Consider the following 26355-nt stretch of genomic DNA (forward strand, 5'->3'; position numbering starts at 1 on the left):
TTAAAAGCTTTATAATCAATCATCAGAATACTATAAGTACTGGGTTATTTATTTGGTATTTAGTTTAATACTACCGAGTACTTTCACGTCACCAAGAGGGCAATATTGTGCTACAAGAATATCGTAAACACGTAGAAGAACGTGCCGCGTTAGGTATCGTACCAGCGCCATTAGATGCTCAGCAAACGGCTGATCTTATTGAACTAATTAAAAATCCACCAGCAGGCGAAGAAGAGTTTATTGTTGATCTTCTTGTTAACCGCGTACCACCAGGTGTTGATGATGCTGCTTATATCAAAGCAGGTTTCTTAGCTGCAGTTGCAAAAGGTGAAGCGAGCTCTCCACTGGTATCAAAAGAAAAAGCTGCTGAGCTACTTGGTACTATGTTAGGTGGTTACAACATTGCACCTATGATTGATCTTTTAGATGACGCAGCGTTAGCACCAATTGTTGTTAAAGGTTTATCTAACACATTATTAATGTTCGATGCTTTCTACGATGTAGAAGAAAAAGCGAAAGCAGGTAACGAGTTTGCTAAGCAAGTAATCGAGTCTTGGGCAAATGCAGAGTGGTTTGTAAACAAGCCTGCAGTTGCTGAAAAAATCTCAGTCACGGTATTCAAAGTAACTGGCGAAACAAATACGGATGACCTTTCTCCAGCACCTGATGCATGGTCACGTCCAGATATTCCACTACATGCTTTGGCAATGCTGAAGAATGAACGTGATGGCATCAATCCTGACAAACCAGGTGAAGTGGGGCCAATCTCACAGCTAGAAGAGCTTAAAACGAAAGGTTTACCTCTTGCATATGTTGGTGATGTAGTTGGTACGGGTTCCTCTCGTAAATCTGCAACTAACTCTGTACTTTGGTTCATGGGTGATGATATTCCTCACGTACCTAACAAACGCGTTGGTGGTGTATGTTTAGGCGGTAAAATCGCCCCTATCTTCTTCAACACAATGGAAGACTCTGGTGCGTTACCAATTGAGCTACCTGTTGATGAGCTAAACATGGGTGACCAAATCGATATCTTCCCATACGAAGGTGTTGTTAAGCGTCACGGTACTGATGAAGTAATCTCTACTTTCTCTTTAAAATCAGACGTAATTCTTGATGAAGTGCGTGCTGGTGGTCGTATTCCACTAATCATCGGTCGTGGTTTAACGGATAAAGCGCGTGCATCACTAGGTATGGAAGCTGAAGATATCTTCCGCAAACCTGCTCTTGTAACGGATTCTGGTAAAGGCTTCACATTAGCTCAGAAGATGGTTGGTAAAGCATGTAACATGCCTGGCGTACGTCCAGGTCAATACTGTGAGCCGAAAATGACCACTGTTGGTTCGCAAGATACAACAGGTCCTATGACCCGTGACGAACTTAAAGACCTTGCTTGTTTAGGTTTCTCTGCAGATTTAACAATGCAGTCTTTTTGTCATACATCAGCTTATCCTAAACCAATCGACGTAAACACTCACCACACACTTCCTGATTTCATCATGAACCGTGGCGGTGTATCACTACGTCCAGGTGACGGTGTAATCCACTCATGGTTAAACCGTATGTTATTACCAGATACAGTAGGTACGGGTGGTGACTCGCATACTCGTTTCCCTCTTGGTATTTCATTCCCAGCGGGTTCTGGTGCAGTCGCATTCGCAGCGGCAACAGGTGTAATGCCTCTTGATATGCCTGAGTCAATCTTAGTACGTTTCAAAGGCGAAATGCAGCCAGGTATCACATTACGTGACCTCGTTCATGCTATCCCTTACTACGGTATCAAAGAAGGTCTTCTAACCGTTGAGAAGAAAGGTAAAATCAACGAATTCTCTGGTCGTGTACTAGAAATTGAAGGTGTTGAGCACCTAACTGTTGAGCAAGCTTTCGAACTTTCTGATGCATCAGCTGAGCGTTCAGCGGCAGGTTGTACAGTTAAGCTTTCTAAAGAGTCTATTGCTGAATACCTAGAGTCAAACATCGTAATGCTTAAGTGGATGATCTCTGAAGGTTACGGTGATGTTCGTACTATTGAGCGTCGTATCACAGCAATGCAAGAGTGGTTAGCTAACCCTGAACTTATGGAAGCGGATGCAGATGCAGAGTACAAACATGTACTTGAAATCGACCTTGCAGACATTAAAGAGCCTATTCTTTGTGCTCCAAATGATCCTGATGATGCACGCCTTCTTTCAGACGTTACTGGCGAGAAAATCGATGAAGTATTTATCGGTTCTTGTATGACTAACATCGGTCACTTCCGTGCTGCAGGTAAACTACTCGATGGTTTCAGTGGTCGAATCCCAACTCAACTTTGGGTTGCACCACCAACGAAGATGGATAAAGACCAGCTTACTGACGAAGGTTACTACGGTATCTTTGGCCGTGTAGGTGCACGTATCGAAACGCCAGGATGTTCACTCTGTATGGGTAACCAAGCACGTGTTGCTGATAAAGCAACGGTTGTGTCTACCTCTACGCGTAACTTCCCTAACCGTCTAGGTACGGGCGCAAACGTATTCTTAGCATCAGCAGAGCTTGCAGCAGTAGCGGCAATCTTAGGTAAACTTCCTACACCTGCTGAGTACCAAGAGTACGCAGCTAAGATCAATGCAACGGCAGCTGATACATACCGTTACTTAAACTTCCACCGTATGCCTCAGTATACGAAAAAGGCAGATGAAGTAATCATTCAGCAAGCTGTTTAATAAGTAAATAGTGTATTTTTACTTTAAAGCCCGCATTTTTGCGGGCTTTTTATATTTTAGATTAAATTTTCATTATTTTGACTTTATCGATCTTAAAATTGATCAATAACTGCATAGAGTTTACATAATAACGCAATATTTCCCCTTCAATTGCATTAAAATCCTCGCCAATATTCTCAACATTTAAGGCGAGATCTTTATGACTACATTAAACAACCAGAACCTCTTACAACTTCGCTTTGTAAGCCAAGCACATATTGACGCAGTTAAGCCTTCTTTTGCTAACCTTCCTGCTAATCCATACGCAGATGGTGAATTTCGTAAGCGTCGTTATTCAGTAATTAAAGTTGTTGATGGCGAACTAAAACTACAACCAACAAAAGCATTCGTACAAGACGACTCTATCAATACCTTTCAAGGTAATGTTGAGCGTACCTATGAAAATCTAGAAGATAGCTTATTAGCTACTGATGGCATGAAGCAAATCGTTAATCAGTTCCGCGATATGACCGGTATTAGCGATGACCGCGATATTGAAATCCATCAATTTAGAATGCTTGCGATCGACAGCGACACACCTGCTGCCCCTGAAGGTGTTCACCAAGATGGTTTTGATCACGTGTGTGTATGTGGTGTATCACACGAAAACCTAGAAGGTGGTGAGCTACTTGTGTATGAACACCAGCAAGCAGAGCCATGTTTCAAAATGGAAATTAAAGACGGCATGTTCGCGCTTATTAATGACCGTGAAGTATGGCACAACGCAACGCCAATGAATAAATTAGACGCAAGCAAAGAAGGTTACCTTGATTGCTTCGTACTAACTGCGTAAGGATAAAACATGAACTTAACGCAATTACGTCGCCAATTTCCTGCACTTATGCAACAAGTTGCGGGTCAGTCGCCGATTTTCCTTGATGGCCCAGGTGGCTCTCAAGTGCCACAGTCAGTTTTAAGTGCCATGACTGCTTATTTGGGTTACTACAACTCAAACTTAGGCGGTGCATTTTTCTCAAGTGATAAAACAGTTGAGTTAATGGCAAACGCTCGTCAAGCTGCAGCCGATTTACTAAATGCGCCATCTAAAGAGCAAATCGTGTTTGGTGCAAACATGACAAGCTTAACGTTTAGCTTTAGCCGTGCAATTTCGCGTGATTGGACTGAAAATGATGAAATTATTGTCACCAATGCTGATCACTTCTCAAACGTTTCATCGTGGCAGCAAGCTGCTGAAGATAAAGGTGCGACAGTAAAAACGGCGCTTATCAACGAAGCTGATTGCAGCTTAGACATGGCCCACTTTGAAAGCCTTTTATCAAGCAAAACAAAGCTTGTAGCAGTGACGTATGCATCAAACACCACAGGTTCAATTAATGACATTAAACGCATCGTTGAGCTTGCACATGCTGTTGGTGCGCTCGTTTATGTTGATGCCGTTCACTATGCACCTCATGAGCTGGTAGACGTACAAGCACTTGATTGCGACTTCTTAGCCTGCTCTGCATACAAGTTCTTTGGTCCTCACCTTGGTATTGTATATGGCAAACGTGAGCACCTTGAAGGTTTCACACCATACAAAGTTGAACCTGCAAAAGATATTGCGCCAGGTCGCTGGGAAACCGGTACACAAAGCTTCGAAGCCCTGGCTGGCCTTATTGCTGCGGTTGACTACATTGCTGCAATTAGTGAGCTTGATGACAGTCATGCACGCCGAGAAAAACTCGCGGCCGCTTTTGCTATCACTAAACAACACGAAATGTCACTCAGTAAGCATTTCTTAACTCGCTTAGCAGATTACCCACGTATTAAGTTATTTGGTATTAATGATTTGGCGCGTTTAGAAGAGCGTACACCGACCTTTGCTTTAACGTTTGAAGGTATCGAGCCGCGTATCGTGTCTGAATTTTTAGGCAAACAGCATATCTGTGTGTGGGATGGTAATTTCTATGCACAAGGTTTATGTAAGCAGCTAGGTGTATTAGATACCGGCGGTGTAGTACGTATTGGTTGTATGCATTACAACACTATTGAAGAACTCGATCAGGTTTTCGATTTATTTGATCAGTTATTAAAAATGTAAACATGTAACTAGTTAGCTATCAGAATGTCGTTTCTGATAGCTAATATAACAAGTTTACGATTGCGGTTGTCCATAAATTTGTTCTGCGCGGTTAAATAAAATCCACGACGTTAGAATATACTTATCGTTTGAAGTAGGCTTGTTGCCACGGTGAGTATGCGTAAAGTAACCTGGTGCTATTACCATAGAGCCTTGTTTTGGCGATATTTTACGTTGTTGATAGTAAAACTCTGTTTCTCCACCTTCTTCGACATCATTTAAGTAAAACATAAATAACAGCACACGATGCAAGGCTTCGTTATGGCCAATTTGTGGGTATACCTCACTATGCCAATACGGGTAGCCACCTTTATTAATGTCGTACTTTTGTGCCTGAATAGGACCCATTCTAAAAATTTGCTGGACTAATAGTGGCAGTTGAGGTTTACCGACTTCTTCATAGTTATCGTGTGTTAAATCAACTGGTTTTCCTGTTTTCGGATGATACACTTTCAACCCAAAGGCACCAATCATCATGAAAATGTGCTCTTCAATGTATTTAAAGACGTAACCAGCAGTGACTTGCTGAATGTGTTTTAATTGTTCAGCATATTCTGGGTGATTACTCAGATATAAGTCATGACTATCTTTCTTTGCTAAATCGATACCGCCAGAGGTCATGCCCTGCTTTAAATGCGCGCTTTGTTCAAATAGCGTGATAAAGTTGTCGCAAAATTCTTTACTAAGGGCGTTTTCGTATACACGAATAAAGTCCGTCATGAGCTACCTTTTATTTATATTTTTTATAGGGTTACTATGTTTACAGAAAAAATCTCGCCTCGTTTTAGCGAAACGGATGTTCTAGGGCACATCAACAATACCGTACTCCCCGTATGGTTTGAAGCAGCGCGTGTCCCTATTTTTAAATTTTTTACACCTGATTTAAACCCTCACGACTGGAAATTGATTATTGCTAAGGTTGAAGTCAGTTTTGTTGGTGAGCTTTTTTACGGCCATGAGGTTGAAATAAAAACAAGTGTGGAGCATATCGGTTCAAGTTCATTTGTAGTGAGGCAAGAAGCTTGGCAGCAAGGCACATGTTGCGCAGTCGGTAAAACAGTGTTGGTGCGCTATGATTTTAATAATAAATGCTCACAAAAGCTTGATGAAGATGAAAAAACGGCACTTGCAGCACATTTATTCGCTTCAGAATAGGGCATTTATGCCGACATTCTTTAGTGCTTGAGGTAATATACGCGCTCATTATTTTGAGTCCGTATTTCTGGGTTACACGCAATGCTGTTAATGATTGATAATTATGATTCGTTTACCTATAACTTAGTGCAGTATTTTCAGCGCTTAGATCAAGATGTATTGGTAAAACGAAATGATGAAATCAGTATTGCTGAAATCAAGCAGCTCAAGCCTGAGCACATTGTGCTTTCACCAGGACCTTGCTCTCCCAACGAAGCTGGTATTTCACTTGAGGTTGTTGAACAATTAAGAGGCCAGTTGCCAATTTTGGGAATTTGTCTTGGTCATCAATCTATTGCACAAGCTCTAGGAGCAAAGATTATTCGGGCCAAGCAGGTGATGCATGGTAAAACATCCGTTATTCAGCATACCAACCAAGGTGTTTTTACTGGGCTTGAAAACCCGCTTCGTGTGTGTCGTTACCACTCTTTGGTTGTTGATAAGCAAACATTACCAAATGATTTGACGGTTACCGCATGGACTGAAGTAAACCATGATTTAGACGAGATTATGGGCTTAATGCATCGTAACTTAGCGCTTGAAGGGGTTCAGTTTCACCCCGAGGCAATTTTGACAGAGCATGGGCTTGAACTACTTGCTAACTTTTTAACTCGCTTCTAATCTTAAGTTTATTGAATTAACAATTATGAACGAAAAAACGCCTGTGCAAATAACTGAACAAGATCGCCAACAAAGGATTGCAATGATGCTCGACGAGCGCGCGCATGATTTATTGCTTGGCCATAGTTTTGCACAACGTCAAATTGGTTATATTCATACACTTGAAATTGACTATGGTGAAAAAATCGAGCAACGCACTTTACTAGAGGTGGAAGTTGCCGCCCATAAGAAGCGCCAAAAATCCAGTACGGCTCATCATAAATACCGCGCACAAGCGAGTAAACAATTACATCAAGTTATCGAAACGGCAATGAACAAGCAGCTTGAGGATATTGATTCTGTTATCCATGAAACAATTGGCATACAGGATGCTGTTCCAGCAATTATTGATATCCTCGCTGTAAAGTCGGCTTCTGTAGGGCGAATTGAGCCTTTGGTACAAGACTTATCATGGTTAGGACGAGAGTTGGTCGCGCTTGTTAATTTGCCTTTTTATCGTAAGCAACGCAGTAAAAATACATCAGTTAAGGTCGATAACCCGTTATTAGCACTACGTTATATTGGGCTGGATAATTTAAAGTTTGTTGTTCCTACGTTTGCTGTACGTCATTGGATGCCTCATAGCACTGAACCATTTCCATTGTTAAAGCGTCGTTTACGCGACAACTCGATGGCGTGTGCGATTGCAGCGCAAGAGATTGCAAAGTTGAATGATGTAAATGAAGAACACGCATTTACCCTTGGCATGTTAATGGATGTAGGCAAGATTGCCTTGGTAAGGTTGTACTTGCGTACATTCGAACGTGTGTGGCAACGTAAAGTAACTATGGCACGTGAAGAGCAGAATAAGGATCTTCATACCGCTTTGCTTGAACTTAAACCTGACCCATTATTTTTAAGCTCTTTGTTGAGTAAGTTATCAATGACGATTACTGCTAAGGTAATTGAGCAAATGGCTTTTCGTTACCTGCCTTTCAAAGCGGTCATGGAGCAACTTATCTCGTCACATCCGATTAGCGATGAAAGCTTATCTTTAACTCGTGTTATTTTAAAAGCACGATGTTATGCACAATTTTTGAGCTTGAACGAACATCAATTAGTTGAAAAAGACGAAATCCAGTCTTGGTTTACGTATTTTGGTTTTACTCAAACAGAGCTCAAACATCTGGCTAAATGCAATTTTGAGAATTTCAATATCAAAATCAATTAAAAAAATTAACATTTTTTTTGCGACTATTCATTCATAGTTGAGCTCAATTCATCAACAATGTTTTGCTAATCTATATAAGCTTGCCCTCCTAGTATCGCGCCTTATTCTTGTAATTTACTGATAAAATCACTTTCAAATACTTATTCACTATCTATGAAAAAATATCTCAAGCCCTTTATTTTCAAGGGCTGCATGAAAGTTTTCTAAGAGACAGATGGATAATTTTCTGAAATAATGGATGAATGAAAATTGAACCAAAGAGTAATTTTGGTGATTTTGCGCTAAGCTCAATCGGCTCATTAAAAGGGCTTGTTTTTTACTTGCTAGTGCCAGCTTACTCTGTGTGTGCTTACAATTATGAGGATATAAAATGACAGTCAATCGCGAATTATTTGATCAAGTAATGGTTCCAAACTACGCACCATCAAGTGTTATTCCTGTTCGAGGCGAAGGCTCTCGCGTGTGGGACCAAGAAGGTCGTGAGTTTATCGACTTTGCAGGTGGTATTGCTGTTAACTGTCTTGGCCACTGTCACCCAGCTCTAGTAAATGCATTAAAAGAGCAAGGCGAGAAAATTTGGCATCTATCAAATGTAATGACCAATGAGCCTGCACTGCGTCTTGCTAAAAAACTGACTGACGCTACGTTTGCAGAAAAAGTGTATTTTGCTAACTCGGGTGCAGAAGCAAATGAAGCGGCGCTTAAATTAGCACGTCGTTTTGCCCTTGATAACTATGGTGAGCAAAAGTCACAAATTATCTCATTCAACAAAGGCTTCCACGGCCGTACCTTCTTCACAGTAACGGTAGGCGGTCAAGCCGCATACTCTGATGGTTTTGGTCCAAAGCCGGGTGATATTGTTCACTGTGATTACAACGATTTAGCAGCATTTGAAGCGCTTATCTCAGACAAAACGTGCGCTGTAATGATGGAGCCTCTGCAAGGTGAAGGCGGTATTATTTCACCAACAGCGGAGTTTGTTGAAGGTGTTCGTGAGTTATGTACTAAGCATAATGCACTACTTATCTTTGATGAAGTACAAACAGGTGTTGGCCGTACGGGTGAGCTATACGCGTACCAAGGTCTTAATGTAACACCAGATATCTTAACGACTGCAAAAGCGTTAGGTGGTGGTTTCCCAATCGGTGCGATGATCACGACAACTGATATCGCTAAGCACTTAAAAGTAGGTACACATGGTTCTACTTATGGCGGTAACCCACTTGCGTGTGCAGTAGCAGAAGCAGCGTTTGATACAGTAAACACACCAGAAGTACTTAATGGCGTTAAAGAAAAGTCAGCATTATTCCGTGAGCTACTAACGAATATTAACGACAAGTACAATGTATTCACTGAAATTCGTGGCGAAGGCCTTTTAATTGGTGCTGTTGTTACTGAGCAATTTAAAGGTCGTGCAAAAGAATTCCTAGTTGCAGGCACAGAAGAAGGCGTTATGTCTTTAGTTGCTGGTGCAGATGTTGTTCGTTTCACACCGTCACTTGTTATTCCAGAAGCTGATATCCGCGAAGGTATGGCTCGTTTCGAAAAAGCAGTGGCTAAAGTCGTAAACGGCTAATTATCCAACTGTCATTTCAGGGCAAGTATTTGCTTGCCCACATTTCTTATTTACCGTTATTTATAAGGGAGCAAGCGGACTCATGATGATCCTTCGCCCAATCCAGCAAAACGACTTTTCAGCATTAGTAAAAATTGCTGATGAATCAGGCCATGGCTTTACGTCTTTGCCTAATAATGAAGAGTTGTTACAAAAGAAAATTGATCACTCTGTAAGCTCGTTTGCTAAAGCTGCATCGCAACCAGGTGATGAAGGTTACTTGTTTGTTCTTGAAGATAGCGAAACCGGTGAAGTGGTTGGTACCTCAGGTATCGAAGCAGCGGTTGGCTTGGATGATGCGTTTTATCACTATCATTTAAGCAAGGCAATTCATTCATCGCGCACACTTAATGTTTACAAAGCGGTTGATATTCTTACGTTATGTAATGACTACACGGGTGCGACAGAGCTTTGTACTTTGTTTTTAAAAGATGGTTACCGTAAAAATAATAACGGTAAGCTGCTTTCAAAAGCGCGTTTTATGTTTATTAATCAACATAAGCAACGTTTTGCAGAAACTGTTATTGCAGAGATGCGCGGTGTTTCAGACGAAAATGGTGAAAGCCCATTCTGGCAATGGTTAGAAGAGCACTTTTTTTCAATGGATTTTCCGACTGCCGATTACCTAACAGGTATTGGTCAGAAAGTCTTTATTGCTGAGTTAATGCCTAAATATCCAATTTACGTCAACTTACTTAGCAAAGACGCACAAGCAGTTATTGGACAAGTGCACGACAACACACGTCCAGCCATTGAACTGCTTAAAAGTGAAGGGTTTACCTTTAATGGTTATGTGGATATTTTTGATGCCGGTCCGACAGTGGAAGCAAAAGTAGATAATATCGCTACCATTCGTAATGCTAAAACATTTAGCGTGGAAATTGGTGAATGCCAAGGTGAAACTACCGCACTGATAGCAAACGATAAACTTGTCGATTTTAGAGCGACTGTAGCGCAAGTTAATTTGCTATGTGATGCAGATACAATCACATTATCAGCAGAACTTGCAAAAGCACTACACCTTAATGTGGGTGACAGTGTATCAGTTGCCGCACTTTAGAATTTAGGAGAGACAGTCATGACGCATGCAGCGCAATTTATTAATGGTCAATGGCAAGCAGGCCTTGGTCATGCATTTCAATCTGTAAACCCTGCAAACAACGACGTTATTTGGCAAGCAAACACAGCAACTGCCGAACAAGTAGACAGCGCAGTTAGTGCTGCGCGTGAAGCATTCTACAGCTGGGCTGACAAATCATTTGCAGCGCGTTTAGCAATTGTAAAAACATTCGCAGAAACATTAAAAGAGCACAGCGAAGAATTAGCGGTTGCTATCGCACAAGAAACCGGTAAACCACTTTGGGAAACACGCACTGAAGCAGGTGCTATGGTGGGTAAAATCGCTATCTCTGAAAAAGCATTTTTAGAGCGTACAGGTGATGTCGAAAACCCAATGCCACAGGGCCGTGCGATGATCCGCCACAAGCCTCATGGTGTTGTGGCAGTATTCGGCCCTTATAATTTCCCAGGTCATTTACCAAATGGGCATATTGTGCCAGCGCTTTTAGCGGGTAATACCGTGGTATTTAAACCCTCTGAGCTAACACCAGCAGTTGCTGAGTTAACCTTAAAGTTATGGCAAAAGGCGGGTCTTCCTGCGGGCGTAATTAACCTTGTGCAAGGTGAAGTTGAAACCGGTAAAGCACTTGCGTCTCATAAAGGTATCGATGGCTTATTCTTTACGGGCTCTTCACGCACAGGTCACATTTTACATGAACAGTTTGCAGGTCAACCTGGTAAAATCTTAGCGTTAGAGATGGGCGGTAACAACCCGCTAATCGTTACTGATGTTGCAGATACAAAAGCAGCTATTCACGATATTATTCAATCAGCGTTTATCTCTACAGGTCAGCGTTGTACGTGTGCGCGTAAGCTGTTTTTACCAACAGGTGAGCAGGGTGATGCAATCCTTGCAGGTCTTATTAAGGCGACTAAAGCGATTAAAGTGGGTGACTACGACGCTGAAGACCAACCTTTCATGGGCTCGATGATTTCAGCAGCGGCTGCTGCCGGTATGGCTGCTGCGCAACAACAACTTGTTGAGCTTGGCGCTGAGGTGCTAGTTGAGCTAACGCACAAAGAAAATACCGGCTTTGTAACACCGGGTATCTTAGAGTGTACAAATGTAGCTAACTTCCCAGATGAAGAACACTTTGGACCACTACTTAAAGTATTCCGTTTCACTGATTTTGATGCTGCTATTGATAAAGCGAATGACACAAGCTTTGGCTTATCTGCGGGCTTATTAAGCGACAGCGCAGCAGATTACGACCACTTCTTACGTCGTATTCGTGCTGGTATTGTGAACTGGAACCGACCAATCACGGGCGCATCAAGTGCTGCACCATTTGGTGGTATTGGCGCGTCGGGTAATCATAGAGCGAGTGCCTACTATGCGGCCGATTACTGTGCTTATCCAGTTGCTTCGGTTGAGCTAGAAAAAGTAGCGATGCCGGCTACCTTAAGCCCAGGTCTAAAAATTGATTAATCGGTACTTATAATTGAAAAAAGCAGCCTAGGCTGCTTTTTTTGTATTAGCTTTATAGCAAAGGTAGCAATTAAAAGCGCTTTCTGCTTAAATCAATAGAGTTATAAATTTTATTAGGTGTACAGTGGTATGGTTTTAGATAGGCAAGGATACGATGATCTCGTCATGTATCTCACTCAAAATTTAGCGCTATTTGAGAAGCCTGGTCAAATAAAACCAGGAGCTCCTACCGTTTTAGAGTTAATTGAAGATGTTATTGCTGAGAATGTGATGCTTCTTTGTGAACAACATACAGAGCTAAACACCGAACAGCGAAGTCAAATAGTTCGTGAAGTTGACGGTATTGTGTATGACTTACAAGAAGTACTCAGTAGTGTAACTAATCAACCCGTCACTGTTGAGCAGCATGCGTTTATCGATGAGTTTGCCGGCCTTGTGAAAAACTTGTTCGACAATGCCGTAATAGAGAGCGCATAACCTTTCAAAGCCTAATATCGTTTTTCGATTGCATATCAGTGTGACTTGCTTACAATCAAACAAAAATAATTGTAAGAGATAAAACATATGCAAGCGAATGTAAAATGGGTAGAAGGTGATACGTTTATCGGCCTTTCAAATTCAGGCCACAATGTAGTTTTTGATGCGGGTAGTGACAGTGCTGCACCAAGTCCAATGGAAATGGTGCTAATGTCAGCGGGTTGTTGCTCATCTGTTGATGTAGTAAGCATCCTTAAAAAAGCCAAACAGTCGTTTAGTGATGTACACGTAAAGTTAACTGCTGAGCGTGCTGAGTCAGCCCCTCGCGTGTTTACTAAGATTAATCTACACTTTGTGGTTACTGGCGATAATGTCTCTGAAAAACACCTTGCCCGTGCTGTTCAACTGTCTGCTGAAAAGTATTGTTCGGTAGCCTTAATGCTTGATAAAACAGTAGAAATCACTCACAGCCATGAAGTTGTGCAAGAACAGGTAAAATAACGCTTTTTCCGAGCAGAAAATTCGTATAAAATCCGCGAACTTTTATTTCTGCTGGTGCAGGTTTCACTCGTTTTAAGGTTGGTTTAGCATGAATAAACCCTTCGATAAAATTAAGCTTCATGGCTTTAATAACTTAACTAAGAGCTTAAGCTTTAGTATTTACGATATTTGTTACGCAAAGACGGAACAACAACGTAAAGAATACATTGAATATATCGACGAACAGTACAGTGCTGATCGCCTTACCGATATTTTAGGTGAAGTTGTGGATATTATTGGTGCAAATATTTTGAATGTTTCTCGCCAAGATTATGATCCGCAAGGTGCCAGTGTAACAATTTTGATTTCTGAAGAGCCAATTGAGCAACAAACAACGTATGACGTTGATGAAGCGCCAGGGCCTCTTCCTGAAACGGTTGTAGCACACTTAGATAAGAGCCACATCTGTGTTCATACATACCCAGAAGCTCACCCTGATGACGGTATTTGTACGTTCCGTGCCGATATCGAAGTATCAACCTGTGGCATTATTTCGCCATTAAAAGCGTTAAACTTCTTAATCCACAGCCTAGAGTCTGATGTTGTAACAATTGACTACCGTGTACGTGGTTTTACCCGTGACGTAGATGGCGTTAAGCACTATATCGATCACGCGATTAACTCAATTCAGAACTACATGACTGAAGATACAAAAGAAGCGTACCAAATGATGGACGTAAACGTGTATCAAGAGAACTTGTTCCACACCAAGATGATGTTAAAAGAAACTGACTTGAATACTTATCTATTCGGGGTTTCTACAGCCGATCTTTCTGAAGAAGAAGAAGAAGTTATCTATTCTAAATTAACCCGTGAGATGCAAGAAATCTTCTACGGTCGTAATTTACCTGATACAGAGTAAGTGACAGGAAGAATTAAAAACGGCGTATAAGCTAGCTTATACGCCGTTTTTTTATGCTTCAAATAGAGCACTGAATTGACTGCGCTTTTAAGGACTTATATGCTGATAAAAAGCCTCTGTTAAGGACAACTATGACAGTTAATCTCTCTCATTCTGTATTTCTTGCAGAGCAAGTCCGCAAAAATGAAGGGCTTGCTGCTACAACAAGCGCAGTAACACTTTATGAATTGATGGAACGCGCAGGAAAGGCCGTTTTTGACCATACGTGTGCTTATTTTCCTAATGCTAGCAGGTACGTGGTATTAGTCGGTGTGGGTAATAACGCCGGTGATGGCTATGTGGTTGCCCGATTAGCAAAACAAGCGGGTAAGCAGGTGACAGTGATCGCCGCTTTGCCTGACAAGCCATTAAAAGGCGATGCACTCACTGCTCAACAAGCGTGGTTTGATGCTGGTGGTACAATTACGAAGAGTTTAAGCGCATTCGATCAAGCCGATGTCATCGTTGATGGTTTACTTGGTACGGGTATTCAAAACGAAGTTCGCACGCCGTTTAGCCAACTTATTCAATTAGCGAATAGTAGCCGTGCCCCAATAATTGCGATAGACCTGCCCTCAGGTATTCATGCTGATACTGGCTCAATATTAGGTGTTGCGATTAAGGCACTTGTTACTGTTACCTTTGTTGGGATTAAGCAAGGTCTTGTTACGGGGCAAGGAAGAGCACAAGCTGGTGTATGTGAATTTACCGACTTAGGTATTGGTGAGGCCTTTTTAAAGCTTACAGAGCCAACGGCAGCGCTTATTAGCTATCAAACAGTTGATGCATTGCCTGCCAGAGATAACAACAGTCATAAAACAAGTCATGGCAAATTACTATGTGTCGGTGGCAATACGGGCACTGCAGGAGCAATTCGTTTAACAGCAGAAGCAGCTCTGCGTACTGGTGCGGGTATGGTCAAAGTGTTCACGCATTCAGAATCTGTGCTTAGTGTGAGTATTGGCAGGCCAGAGCTGATGGTGAGTGCAGCAAACTTAACTGCTGCACTTGAGTGGGCAAGTTGTATTGCAATAGGCCCAGGACTTGGTTTGGATACTTGGTCAGAAGAGGTCTTTGAAACGGTTATGCAGTATTGTTTTACGCATAACAAGCCTTTGGTAATTGATGCAGATGCACTTACATTGTTGGCTCAGCACGCCTCTTCATTTCCAATTGTCAATTCGGTGATCACCCCACATCCTGGTGAAGCCGCCCGTTTGCTTAACTGTAAAGCAAGTGATGTTGAAGCAAATCGCTTTGCTGCGGTAAGTGAGCTTGCACATAGCTACACAACAACCTGTGTTCTAAAAGGAGCAGGAACCTTAATGGCTAACAAAAACCAAGTATGGGTGTGTACAGATGGTAACCCTGCACTTGCTGTTGGTGGCAGTGGTGATGTTCTGACCGGCATTATTGCTGGGCTGCTTGCACAGGGGATTAATACAACGCAAGCGGCCACTTTAGGTGTTACCTTGCACGCAAAAGCGGGTGATATTTTAGCAAAGGCTGAAGGAGAGCGTGGGATGTTACCCAGTGACTTATTTAGCGTTGTAAGGCAGTTGATTAAGGAATTGGCGAGTAACGATGATTTTAACTGCTAAGCCGAAAAAACTTTCGGCTCAGTCTAACACAATCCTAGCTTGAACAAGCCAATATTGAGTTAACATTTTCATTGATTCAACTAAATCAAAATAACTGGATGGCTTGGTCATAAAAGCATTCGTACCTAAGCTGTAACATTGCTTAATATCAATTTCTGAGTCAGAGGTTGTAAAAATAATAATCGGAATATGACGATAACGCTCCGATTTTTTTAGCTCAACTAATGCTTCTTTTCCGCCCTTTCTTGGCATGTTTAAATCTAATAAAATAAGACTTGGTAAAATTTTATTTTTATCAAGTGACTCAAGTAATTGCATGCCGTCATCGACAAATTGAATTTTATTTTCGTCGACATTGTTTTCAACAAGGGCATCACGGATGAGCTCTTGATCATCAAGATCATCATCAGCAACTAAAATATAGCTCACAGAGCGTAATTTTTTAGTAAATAATTTGTCGTTAAACATTGGCAACCCCTGAATTTATAGAATGTGGCTTATCTGTGTTATGTAGCTACTTTTTCATAAAAAACAACAAATTAAATAATTAGTTACTCGAGTAGTATATACTTTAGCTAAGCAAGTGTTATATTAACTTGCTTATACCTATAATACAAACATAAGTTTATTAATAACACGATGATATTAAATAACACTAGTACAAATAGAGTGACAGCTCTACGCGAAAAATTGAACCTTTCTCAACAAGAGTTTGCGGATAAAATAGGCATAACTCAAGGTGCTTTATCGCAATTAGAATCTGGCAAGTCGACCTTATCTCTCAGTACGATTACTAAAATCAGCCAAGTGTTTAATGTTGACTGCAATTGGCTTATTTTGGGAATAGAGGGGTATGATGATTCACATTTTCAGAGCTATCAAAAAGTCTTAGGGACTTCATTCATTCCACTTGTAAAGGAAGAGGCTCATGCTGGTTATATAGATCAATGCAATGATGAAGGTTACATCAAAACCTTAGATGTCTATAAAATTCCAGGATTTGAAAATGGTAACTATCGACTCTTTGAAGTAGAAGGCGACAGCATGTTACCCACTATTCGGCCGAGAGAAACGGTTATCACTGAGCTAGTTAAAGACATTACACAGTTAGAAAACGGTTCTGTTTGCGTTGTTGTCACTAAGGATGGCATTATTGCTAAGCGCCTGTTCCGTCATGACACAAACCCTATCAGTTACTTATTTAAGAGTGATAACCCTGAATACAAAACATACTCTATTCAGGGAGATGATATTTTAGAGATCTGGCATGTTAAGGCAAAGATAAGCTCTATAACTGATCAGGAGTCCTATATTCAGAATCAACGTTTTCAGTCCATTGAAAATGAAATTAGACAACTAAAAGAGCATATTAGTAGAGTTTTACCGCCACAAACGTAGCGGTAAAATACTAAAGTTGAGTTAACTCTACTTCTTTTAGCGGCAAAGTAACGTAAAATTGCGCGCCTTCATTGATACTCGCTTGTGCTGTAATTGAACCATAATGACGTTCAACTATTTTCTTACAAATTGCTAAGCCTAGGCCTGTTCCTTCGTAGGCATGTTTAGAGTGAACCCGTTCAAAAAGGTTAAATATTCTGTCTTTAAACTCGCTATTGAAGCCAATTCCGTTATCAACAACAGCGATAACAATATGCTCATCTGTTCGCTCAACTAACTTAATTTCTATAATGGGTGGCTGATTTGGGTGGCTAAACTTAAGTGCATTGAGAATTAAGTTTTGAAACAAACGCTGGATTTGTCGTTTGTCGCCATAAATCTCACCAACCTCTTCGATGTGAAACACCGCTGACTTGTCAGCTATAATTAGCTCAAGGTCATCAAGAATATCATCTAAAATCTCTTGTGCTGAGAAGCGACGAAAATCTTCACCTTTTCGATTGATCCTAGAAAAGCTCAGTACCCCTTTGATGAGTTTTTGCATTCTTTCAGCAGAGTCCATCATACGTGAGATATACGAAGCGTTTCTTTCTCCAATCTGTTCTTTAGAGTTTTGCAGGCGATCACCGAACATTTGGATTTTACGTAACGGCTCTTGTAAATCATGAGACGCAACAAAAGCAAAACGTTCCAACTCTTTGTTAGACTCTTCAGCGGTTCTAAGCGCGATTTCAAGGTCAAGCTCGGCTTGTTGTCGGGTGAGTATTTCCGCTTTTAAAGCGACGGTTCGCTCATTCACTTTAGTTTCTAACACGTTGTTTAGCTTTTTAAGTCGCTCTGACTTTTCGATTACATGATTAATCAAATGATTGCGAAACTTTAACGCGCAAGAGATTTCGTTGGCTTTCCAAGGAGTGCACTTATTGCGAACATTTTCTTGCCATAAGCGGAACGAGCTACGAGGCATCAGGCGATGACTACCGTCATCAAGAAACTCAATTATTTTTTCGGGTTTCCCTCCCCAGTTCTTTGTTTCAATGACCTCTTTACGAAACCACATAATAAATAGGTTTTCATTCGTAGAGATGGGCATAGCAAGCACGCCACTTGCCACATTAGCAAACTTATTAAAGTCAGCATGCTCATTAGATAAATGATGATTATGATAAAGTAACTCATCTTCTAGATGGTGTTCTTTTATCCATTCAAACAAATCATTAATATCATCGTTTGCGGGCACATCACCAAAACTTTCAATGTCTTTTTCTAGTCGCCATGCAACGCCATCTGCGTTTAGCATGCTAAGCAGAGCAGGGGCTTGTTTGCGTAAACCATCAATAAAAAAGACCTCTTCAGACATGTGCTCAGCTATTTCTGCACTGATTGAAGTGGCATTGGCCTCTTGAATTGCTTCAACTGATTGTGTTTTCAGTGAGATAATATAAGACAGCATCAAGCCCATATATTGCGCAACTTGGCGTGCTTCAAATGGAACAACATGACTTGAATAATGGTGGCAAGCAATCAGTCCCCATAATTTACCAGCAATAATAATACTGATGGACATTGATGCTTTAACCCCCATGTTGCGCAAGTATTGGCAATGGATAGGGGATACACTTCTTATTATACACGTGCTTAAATCTACCGGCTTATCTTGTGGGTAAATAGGTGATACCTCAGCATCTACATCGGCAAGTAACCGAATAGGGTTACGTAAGTATAAAGCACGCGCCTGTTTTGGAATATCGGACTCGGGAAAGTGTTGGTGCAAAAATGAGTTTAACTCATCTTTTTTGGCTTCTGCCACGACCTGACCATTATATTCATGATCAAACTGATAGAGCATCACGCGATCAAAGCCGGTTAAGTTGCGAACCTCTTTTACCGCCGTGTCGTATGATGAGCTTAGCTCTTTTGAATCCGCAATCAAATGAAGTGACTGCTTCATCAAGTAGTTCATAGGGTCGAAACTTGAGTGCTCTTTCTTTTTATTAAACTCAAGTTCAATTAGTAGGTATTCATCGTTACGAGAAATAGCCCCTTTAATCGAAGTGTCGTCCGATTTGCCTTTTATTTCAATGGTAAGGGGGTTAATAGTATGGAAGTCTCGCTCAGCTTTATTTCTCTCGATGATGTTGGATGTACTCGGTTCAAAAATATCTCTGATATGCGAGCCTAATAAGCGCTCTTTTTGTGTGTTTAAAAGTAGTAAAATATTTTCGCTGAAATAGCATACTTTGAGTGTTTGAGGGTCAACAACAAGCAAGTAGCCATGCGGTTGAATAGAGCCTGGAATATGAATGGGTTCTTTATGGCAATTATCTAATGAGACTTCAAACTTAGTGCTCAATTTATATCTCCAAGTGATTGAGAGATTACGCTAAATGCGGTGTTCGCTCCCAATAAAATATCATCAGCTGAATGTGGATTATGGTTATGATACTGTTTTAGTGCTTGTATATATTGAGCCCACTTTTCACCTCTGAGATCGCCATAACTATAAAAAAAGCGGATCCCTTCAAGCTCATTTATCCAACTGTGCTTTTTAAGCGCTTTAAATATGTGACCCCCACCCATAGTGGCACCCTCCATTACATACATCATTCCGAATGCTTGTGATACGTTATGGATATTATTTAGATCAACGTGCTTGTTTAAATTAGCAGATGAGGCTTTTTGGGATGCCAGTAAATAAGCAATATCTTGATCTAACCAACCAAGCTTACTGCGGCCAATAAGCAGTTGCTGAGTGGCACCATAAGCTGATACAGAGTGCTCCATTATTGAATAGCTATTACGCATCGCGATTAAAATGTTTAAATACGATTGCTGCGTCATATTTTTATCGAACAATACCGCACCGAGTTGTTTTTCTACATGAGAGTGAAGCGGGTCGGTACTCTTTTTTATAAAAGTATGAATGTTAAGTTGACTGCTATCTCTAATTATTTCGGTGGCGTGTAATACAGCTGAATCCATTATTATCCTGAAGGCTTTTTTAGTGCATGTGTGACGTACTTTGACCAGTATATACTTAGGTACAAGTATGTAAAATAGAAATTTAAGACTTTAGTAGGTGAGTGATAACTAAGCTGCGCTTATTTTAAATCGCTTATCATGCTAGCAAGTGATTGTTTTAAAATAAAAAGCAAAAACCCAGCCGAAGCTGGGTTTTTAAGCAAAGTGCTTAGGAAGGGATGTTTATCACATCATGCCGCCCATACCACCCATGCCGCCCATGCCGCCCATATCTGGAGCAGCTGGCTCATCTTTCGGGATCTCAGCAACCATTGCTTCAGTTGTGATCATAAGACCCGCGATTGAAGCTGCGTACTGTAGTGCAGAACGCGTTACTTTAGTTGGGTCTAAGATACCCATTTCAATCATGTCGTTGTACTCACCAGATGCTGCATTGTAACCGTAGTTACCTTCACCACCTTTTACAGAGTTAACGACAACTGATGCTTCGTCACCTGCGTTAGTCACGATTTGACGAAGTGGTGCTTCCATCGCACGTAGTGCAACTTTAATACCGTGGCTTTGGTCTTCATTGTCACCAAGTAGTTCAGCAAGTTTGCTTGCTGCACGTACTAATGCAACACCACCACCCGGTACTACACCTTCTTCAACCGCTGCGCGAGTTGCGTGTAGTGCATCTTCAACACGGTCTTTCTTCTCTTTCATTTCGATTTCAGTCGCTGCGCCAACTTTGATTACTGCAACACCGCCAGCTAGTTTAGCCATACGCTCTTGTAGTTTCTCTTTATCGTAGTCAGACGTCGCTTCTTCGATTTGTGCTTTGATTTGTGCAACACGACCATTGATGCCGTCTTCTTCACCTGCACCGTCGATGATCGTTGTGTCATCTTTAGTGATCACAACGCGCTTCGCTGTACCTAGGTCTTCGATAGTTGCTTTTTCAAGCTCTAAACCGATTTCTTCAGAAATGACAGTACCGCCGGTTAATACTGCGATGTCTTGTAGCATTGCTTTACGACGGTCGCCAAAACCTGGTGCTTTAACCGCAGACACTTTAACGATACCGCGCATGTTATTTACAACAAGTGTTGCAAGTGCTTCACCTTCTAGGTCTTCAGCAATGATAAGTAATGGCTTACTTGCTTTAGCAACCGCTTCTAATGTAGGTAGTAGCTCACGAATGTTAGATACTTTTTTGTCTACAAGTAGAATGTAAGGGTTGTCTAGCTCTACTGCACCTTTTTCAGCGTTGTTGATGAAGTAAGGAGATAGGTAACCACGGTCAAACTGCATACCTTCCACTACGTCTAATTCGTTTTCTAACGACTGACCTTCTTCAACAGTGATAACGCCTGAATCACGGCCCACTTTTTCCATTGCTTGTGCAATGATGTCACCGATTTCTTTATCAGAGTTAGCTGAAATAGTACCTACTTGTGCAATCGCTTTTGTATCAGCACATGGAACAGAAAGCGCTTTAAGCTCTTCAACTGCTGCAATGACCGCTTTGTCGATACCGCGCTTAAGGTCCATAGGGTTCATACCCGCTGCAACCGCTTTTAAGCCTTCGTTTACGATAGCTTGCGCTAATACTGTTGCAGTTGTTGTACCGTCACCTGCTGCGTCATTCGCTTTAGACGCTACTTCTTTAACCATTTGTGCGCCCATGTTTTCGAACTTGTCTTCAAGCTCGATCTCTTTAGCGACAGATACACCATCTTTGGTGATGACTGGCGCGCCGAATGATTTATCTAATACAACGTTACGGCCTTTAGGACCTAAAGTTACTTTCACTGCGTTTGCTAAAATATTTACGCCAGTTAGCATTTTGCCACGTGCGTCACCTGCAAAAAGTACTTCTTTTGCTGCCATGATTAAATTCCTCTTAAATTCTATAAACGGGTTGCTAAACGAAAAGTAGGATTAACCTACAATGCATAGAATGTTGTCTTCACGCATGATCAGGTACTCTTGACCTTCGATCTTTTCAGTTTTTTCAACGTATGAGCCGAATAGCACTGTGTCACCAGCTTTTACTTCTAGAGCTCTTACTTCACCGTTGTCTAAAATACGGCCATTACCAACAGCGATTACTTCTCCGCGCGTTGATTTTTCAGCTGCAGAGCCAGTTAATACAATACCGCCAGCAGACTTAGTTTCTTCTTCTAGACGCTTAACGATGACGCGATCATGTAAAGGGCGAATGTTCATTTATTTAGTTCTCCTAACAGTTTCTGAACAGTACAGAAAAAATCGTGTGTTTTGCAGGGGAGGTTGAGCCACCCGATGCATTTCATTGCCTTCAATAATGGGGGTGGCTTAAAAAAATCCAAGTATAAAAATTAAAAAATTTTAATCTTTTCTTTCATACTCACCATCAATCGTTGTTGGTTGGTGAGTTGGCTCTTCATGTTGTGGGGTTTTGCTGTGATATTGAAAGTGAGCAGAGCTGTGATTTGCTTGTGAACTCATACGCACCGTTGCTTGACTCGCAAGGCTTGCAGCAAGCTTGTTACGAATAGCAGGTGTTAGCAATAAAAAGCCAAAAACATCAGTCATGATGCCAGGTGTAACGAGTAAAACACCGGCAATAATCACACATAATCCAGTAAATAACTCTTTTGCTGGCATTTGTCCTTGTGCCATCTGTAATTGAACGTTTTGAATGGCGCCTATACCTTGTTGCTTCACTAATTTCGCGCCAACTAGGGCGGTCACAATCACAAGTGCTATGGTGGCAAAGCCGCCGAACACTTCACTCACTTGGATGAGTAAAGCAATCTCCACGATGGGCACTAAAATAAATAATAAAAACAAAAATCTAAACATAACACTCTCTAAAAATGCCACTCTTACGAGTCAATGAAATATAAATAAGGGTGAACAGGTCTTTTTTCAAGGTGGAACCATGGATCACTGTCGCCGCTACACATTGTATCCGCTATCGGCTACTATGGTGCGACTCGAGTAATCAAATAAAGGTTCCTTATGACAACGCATTTTCGACTTATTTTTACGACCTGCGCAAATGAAGCAGAGGCTCGTCAGTTAGCACAACATTTAGTGAAAGAGAAACTCGCTGCGTGTGTGAGCATTTTGCCAACTGTTGAGTCCATTTACATGTGGGAAGGTGAGGTAACGAGTGAAACAGAAAGCAAGTTACTTATTAAAACTAAGTCAGAAAAAATGAATGAGGTGATCCAAACTATCAAGAAGTTGCATAGTTATGAGATACCTGAAATTCAGGTCGTTGATGTTGCTACAGGCAATTTAGCCTATTTTAATTGGATGGATGAGGTACTCAGTTAATGCGATCGTTCTTTTTATTACTCTGTGCGCTATGGCTAATGCCAGCCAGTGCAAGTAATAGCAACTTACTCGGAAACTTGTTACAGCAACCCGCTGAGCAAACCTTTTTACCCGTTGATCAAGCATTTGTTTTTGACTTTGATCAGCAAGGCAAAACGTTATTTATTGGTTGGGATATTGCGCCAGATTACTATTTGTATAAAAAGAAAATTGAAATTATCGCAAAAGGCGCTGACATTGAAACGCCTGATCTGGGTGAGGGAGTCATCATCGAAGATGAGTTCTTTGGAAAGACTGAGGTATTTTTTAATTCTCTCAGTATTATCAATAAAGTCAATAATGTTACTGAGGGAGCGGTTGTAAAAGTACGTTTTCAGGGCTGCGCTGAAGCGGGGCTTTGTTATCCACCAGAAGTGCGTACTATTCCCCTATCTGTGATTGCTGGTGAACAAGTTTCAGACAATGCGTCAACAAGTAACGCCTTAGCTGCATTAGGTGTAAATGCTGAGTCACCGACTGTAAACCAAACGACTATTGATGAGAGCGCCAAGCCAGCTCAAGAGCAATCTTATACTGATAAATTGGCATCACAAGGACTACTTACCAATCTCGTTATTTTCTTTTTAGTGGGGATTGGCCTTGCGTTTACACCTTGTGTATTTCCGATGTTCCCTATTTTGTCTAGCTTGATCGCGGGTCAGCAAAACCTATCAACCAAAAAGGCGTTTTCGTTGTCGTTTGTTTATGTGCAAGGCATGGCCGTCACATATGCTGCATTAGGGTTAGTGGTTGCGTCACTGGGTGGCCAAGTGCAAGGGTATTTACAACACCCGACAGTGCTTATTAGCTTTAGTATTTTATTTGTACTTTTAGCAATGTCGATGTTTGGTTGGTACGAAATTAAGCTGCCAAGTGGCATGATGAATAAGCTCACACAGGTAAGCAACCAGCAAAAAGGCGGTAATTATGTTGGCGTCTTTATGATGGGGGTTTTATCTGGCTTGATAGCCTCACCGTGTACAACAGCACCGCTATCGGCAGCACTTTTATATGTAGCGCAAAGCGGTGACTACCTAGTGGGTGGTTTAACCTTGTATGTGCTGAGTTTAGGCATGGGCATACCCTTGTTATTGTTAGGTACATCAGGCGGTAAGCTATTACCCAAAGCGGGTGGTTGGATGGAGCAAGTAAAAACCCTGTTTGGTTTTATCATGCTCGTTGTGCCGCTTATTCTGCTAGAGCGTATTGTCGATATTGACATTATTTGGCTGATGGCAGGATTGTTAGCACTTGCAACGGCGTTGTATTTACACCATTGGCAAAGTGGGCAATCACAGGGCAAGTTAAAAACTGCATTATGGTTTGCTGCAACTTTATTAGTTGTTACTGGTGCGAGTTTAACAAAAAATTATTTTTGGCCTAGCCAAGCTTCTGTTGCCGGAGCATCAGCGCAAACACATGGCTTTAAACAAGTTGCTAATTTAACTGAATTGAAAGAAGAGATTGTTCAGGCAAGTAGCGAAGGGCGTTTAGTGATGGTCGACTTATATGCCGACTGGTGTGTCGCGTGTAAAGAGTTTGAACATTACACTTTCCCAGATACAGCTGTACAAAGCGAGTTTGCACATTTTGAACTGATTCAAGTTGATTTAACTGAAAGTGACGCTAAAACCATCGAGCTGATGGAAGAGTACACCGTATTTGGTTTACCAAGTATTTTATTCTTCGACACACAAGGTAATGAGTTAGTTGAGCAACGCGTAACAGGTTTTTTAAATGCCAAAGATTTTGCTGAGCATTTAGCAAAAGTACGAAAAACAGCAAAATAAGCGTAACTTTGCAGCGAAATTTTAAAACGCCACTCATTCGAGTGGCGTTTTCGTTTTTTATACCACTTTCAATTTGCAAATCTAATATATTTGGATTGTTTTTTTTGAGAGTAACTAGTTTTGTTTAGACTCAAAGCACTTTCCTAACGAAGTTGTGTGCCTTGCTATACCTGCTCTTCACTTATTTGGGTAGTGATTAGACCAGTATTTTGCTGCTATTTACGTCGAAATATCTATAATAGGTGGTTAACGTGAGAAATAGTTGCTATTTTTCATTTGAGCCCTTAAGTTAAGGAAGGGTTTAGAGTGAATATAGTTAAACTAGTTACTTAAAGGATATATCGCGTATTATGGCTGCAAAATTAAAGCTTTTAGTTATAAATGGGCCTAATTTAAACATGCTTGGCAAGCGAGAGCCTGAAAAGTACGGCACACAGTCTCTTGACGAGATTATGGCTGAACTTAGCAAGGTCGCTGTTGGTCACAATGTTGATTTGGCGCATTTTCAAAGCAATAGTGAAGCCGCGCTCATTGAGCGTATTCACCAAGCTTGGCAAGCGGTTGATGCAATTATTATCAATCCTGCAGCCTATACGCATACCAGCGTCGCATTGCGAGATGCATTATTGAGTATAGACGTTCCCTTTTACGAGGTGCATTTAAGTAATGTACATGCTCGTGAGGCATTTCGTCATCATTCGTATTTTTCGGATGTAGCACAAGGCGTTGTAATTGGATTAGGTGCAATGGGTTATAAAGTAGCGTTGGAAGCTGCTGTTAACCGATTGCAAAACACACAATAATTTTTAAATAAACTAACAGGCGGGTCGTTTAATGGATATTCGCAAGATTAAAAAACTTATCGAACTAGTAGAAGAATCGGGTATTGCTGAATTAGAAATTACTGAAGGTGAAGAGTCAGTACGCATTAACCGTAATAATATGAGTGCAGGTCCTGCAATGCATTATGCACCTCAACAGTACGCTGCACCAGCACCTGTAGCGGCACCAGCTCCAGTAGCAGAGGCACCAGCAGCAGAAGCGGCTGCTCCAGCTGCACCGACTGGCCACCAAGTTAAATCACCTATGGTTGGTTCATTCTACTCAGCAGCTTCTCCTGAAGCAGCACCTTATGTAGAAGTAGGCTCAAAAGTAAATGTTGGCGATACGTTATGTATCGTTGAAGCAATGAAGATGATGAACCAAATCGAATCTGATAAAGCAGGCACAGTAAAAGCTATCTTAGTTGAAAATGGCGAGCCGGTAGAATTCGATCAACCTTTATTCATCATTGAATAATAGCGCA

25 protein-coding genes are annotated in these 26355 nt (G+C 41.3%); 18 read left to right on the forward strand and 7 right to left on the reverse strand.

The features are described from left to right. The first annotated feature begins 107 nt into the window (after positions 1-107). From acnB to L3Q70_RS01090, 3 genes are all read left to right on the forward strand, one after another. Positions 108-2705: a bifunctional aconitate hydratase 2/2-methylisocitrate dehydratase gene (gene acnB / locus L3Q70_RS01080; RefSeq protein ID WP_062568240.1), complete on the forward strand. Its 2598-nt coding sequence runs from the start codon at positions 108-110 to the stop codon at positions 2703-2705. A 199-nt stretch (positions 2706-2904) separates the two neighbouring features. After that, a complete protein-coding gene (locus L3Q70_RS01085; protein ID WP_054563473.1) occupies positions 2905-3537 on the forward strand; it encodes a 2OG-Fe dioxygenase family protein in 633 nt (210 codons plus the stop codon). Between the two features lie 9 nt (positions 3538-3546). Further along, on the forward strand, positions 3547-4785 hold the full coding sequence (locus L3Q70_RS01090; protein WP_062568241.1) for a cysteine desulfurase-like protein: 1239 nt from the start codon (positions 3547-3549) through the stop codon (positions 4783-4785). Positions 4786-4839: 54 nt separating this feature from the next. Here L3Q70_RS01090 and L3Q70_RS01095 read toward each other — a convergent pair whose 3' ends face one another. Further along, positions 4840-5544, reverse strand: coding sequence for a 2OG-Fe(II) oxygenase (locus L3Q70_RS01095; RefSeq protein ID WP_237114712.1), 705 nt, complete (start codon positions 5542-5544; stop codon positions 4840-4842). A 36-nt stretch (positions 5545-5580) separates the two neighbouring features. Between L3Q70_RS01095 and L3Q70_RS01100 the strand changes: the two genes are divergently transcribed. The 10 genes from L3Q70_RS01100 (at position 5581) to L3Q70_RS01145 (ending at position 15531) form a co-directional block, all read left to right on the forward strand. Next, entirely contained in the window at positions 5581-5979 is a 399-nt protein-coding gene (locus tag L3Q70_RS01100) for a thioesterase family protein (protein WP_062568243.1), read from the forward strand. A gap of 81 nt (positions 5980-6060) precedes the next feature. Continuing rightward, entirely contained in the window at positions 6061-6639 is a 579-nt protein-coding gene (locus L3Q70_RS01105) for an aminodeoxychorismate/anthranilate synthase component II (protein ID WP_237114713.1), read from the forward strand. Between the two features lie 49 nt (positions 6640-6688). Next, positions 6689-7849 carry an HDOD domain-containing protein gene (locus L3Q70_RS01110; protein ID WP_237115231.1) on the forward strand — a complete coding sequence of 387 codons (1161 nt, stop codon included), beginning with the start codon at positions 6689-6691 and terminating at the stop codon, positions 7847-7849. A 370-nt stretch (positions 7850-8219) separates the two neighbouring features. Further along, the gene (locus tag L3Q70_RS01115; RefSeq protein ID WP_062568245.1) at positions 8220-9425 is read left to right on the forward strand and encodes an aspartate aminotransferase family protein; all 1206 of its coding nucleotides are present in this window, start codon (positions 8220-8222) and stop codon (positions 9423-9425) included. Positions 9426-9507: 82 nt separating this feature from the next. Then, on the forward strand, positions 9508-10524 hold the full coding sequence (gene astA / locus L3Q70_RS01120) for an arginine N-succinyltransferase (RefSeq protein WP_237114714.1): 1017 nt from the start codon (positions 9508-9510) through the stop codon (positions 10522-10524). 18 nt (positions 10525-10542) lie between these two features. Next, positions 10543-12012 (forward strand): succinylglutamate-semialdehyde dehydrogenase, encoded by a 1470-nt coding sequence (gene astD / locus L3Q70_RS01125; protein WP_193988163.1) that lies wholly within the window; start codon positions 10543-10545, stop codon positions 12010-12012. Between the two features lie 129 nt (positions 12013-12141). Further along, the gene (locus tag L3Q70_RS01130; protein WP_062568248.1) at positions 12142-12489 is read left to right on the forward strand and encodes a DUF3802 family protein; all 348 of its coding nucleotides are present in this window, start codon (positions 12142-12144) and stop codon (positions 12487-12489) included. A gap of 87 nt (positions 12490-12576) precedes the next feature. Next, on the forward strand, positions 12577-12990 hold the full coding sequence (locus tag L3Q70_RS01135) for an OsmC family protein (protein WP_062568249.1): 414 nt from the start codon (positions 12577-12579) through the stop codon (positions 12988-12990). Positions 12991-13078: 88 nt separating this feature from the next. Then, positions 13079-13891, forward strand: a complete 813-nt coding sequence (gene speD / locus L3Q70_RS01140) for an adenosylmethionine decarboxylase (RefSeq protein ID WP_054552422.1) — start codon at positions 13079-13081, stop codon at positions 13889-13891. 131 nt (positions 13892-14022) lie between these two features. Further along, the gene (locus L3Q70_RS01145) at positions 14023-15531 is read left to right on the forward strand and encodes a bifunctional ADP-dependent NAD(P)H-hydrate dehydratase/NAD(P)H-hydrate epimerase (protein WP_062568250.1); all 1509 of its coding nucleotides are present in this window, start codon (positions 14023-14025) and stop codon (positions 15529-15531) included. A gap of 18 nt (positions 15532-15549) precedes the next feature. Here L3Q70_RS01145 and L3Q70_RS01150 read toward each other — a convergent pair whose 3' ends face one another. After that, positions 15550-15999 carry a response regulator gene (locus L3Q70_RS01150; protein ID WP_062568251.1) on the reverse strand — a complete coding sequence of 150 codons (450 nt, stop codon included), beginning with the start codon at positions 15997-15999 and terminating at the stop codon, positions 15550-15552. 171 nt (positions 16000-16170) lie between these two features. On the opposite strand from L3Q70_RS01150, the gene L3Q70_RS01155 reads away from it, so the two are divergent. After that, on the forward strand, positions 16171-16929 hold the full coding sequence (locus L3Q70_RS01155) for a LexA family transcriptional regulator (RefSeq protein ID WP_267145283.1): 759 nt from the start codon (positions 16171-16173) through the stop codon (positions 16927-16929). 10 nt (positions 16930-16939) lie between these two features. On the opposite strand, the gene L3Q70_RS01160 is transcribed toward L3Q70_RS01155, so the two are convergent. From L3Q70_RS01160 to L3Q70_RS01180, 5 genes are all read right to left on the reverse strand, one after another. Then, positions 16940-19282, reverse strand: coding sequence for an ATP-binding protein (locus tag L3Q70_RS01160; RefSeq protein WP_237114716.1), 2343 nt, complete (start codon positions 19280-19282; stop codon positions 16940-16942). Continuing rightward, a complete protein-coding gene (locus tag L3Q70_RS01165) occupies positions 19279-19911 on the reverse strand; it encodes a biliverdin-producing heme oxygenase (RefSeq protein ID WP_237114717.1) in 633 nt (210 codons plus the stop codon). The genes L3Q70_RS01160 and L3Q70_RS01165 overlap by 4 nt, the downstream gene beginning before the upstream one ends. Positions 19912-20136: 225 nt before the next feature. Then, complete coding sequence (gene groL, locus L3Q70_RS01170) at positions 20137-21783, reverse strand: chaperonin GroEL (protein ID WP_062568254.1); 1647 nt, start codon at positions 21781-21783, stop codon at positions 20137-20139. Positions 21784-21834: 51 nt separating this feature from the next. After that, positions 21835-22122, reverse strand: a complete 288-nt coding sequence (locus L3Q70_RS01175; RefSeq protein ID WP_237114718.1) for a co-chaperone GroES — start codon at positions 22120-22122, stop codon at positions 21835-21837. A 141-nt stretch (positions 22123-22263) separates the two neighbouring features. Further along, a complete protein-coding gene (locus L3Q70_RS01180; RefSeq protein WP_237114719.1) occupies positions 22264-22740 on the reverse strand; it encodes an FxsA family protein in 477 nt (158 codons plus the stop codon). Positions 22741-22899: 159 nt separating this feature from the next. Between L3Q70_RS01180 and cutA the strand changes: the two genes are divergently transcribed. The 4 genes from cutA to accB all read left to right on the forward strand — a co-directional run bounded on the left by cutA (position 22900) and on the right by accB (position 26348). Beyond that, positions 22900-23220 carry a divalent-cation tolerance protein CutA gene (gene cutA / locus L3Q70_RS01185; protein WP_237114720.1) on the forward strand — a complete coding sequence of 107 codons (321 nt, stop codon included), beginning with the start codon at positions 22900-22902 and terminating at the stop codon, positions 23218-23220. Next, positions 23220-25049, forward strand: coding sequence for a protein-disulfide reductase DsbD (locus L3Q70_RS01190; RefSeq protein ID WP_237114721.1), 1830 nt, complete (start codon positions 23220-23222; stop codon positions 25047-25049). Before cutA ends, L3Q70_RS01190 begins: the two co-directional genes overlap by 1 nt. A gap of 350 nt (positions 25050-25399) precedes the next feature. Further along, positions 25400-25852 (forward strand): type II 3-dehydroquinate dehydratase, encoded by a 453-nt coding sequence (aroQ, locus tag L3Q70_RS01195; RefSeq protein ID WP_062568259.1) that lies wholly within the window; start codon positions 25400-25402, stop codon positions 25850-25852. 31 nt (positions 25853-25883) lie between these two features. Continuing rightward, positions 25884-26348 (forward strand): acetyl-CoA carboxylase biotin carboxyl carrier protein, encoded by a 465-nt coding sequence (gene accB, locus L3Q70_RS01200; protein WP_237114722.1) that lies wholly within the window; start codon positions 25884-25886, stop codon positions 26346-26348. Positions 26349-26355 lie beyond the last annotated feature (7 nt).

This window comes from Pseudoalteromonas sp. CF6-2, from assembly GCF_021729425.1.
Lineage (GTDB): Bacteria > Pseudomonadota > Gammaproteobacteria > Enterobacterales > Alteromonadaceae > Pseudoalteromonas > Pseudoalteromonas arabiensis.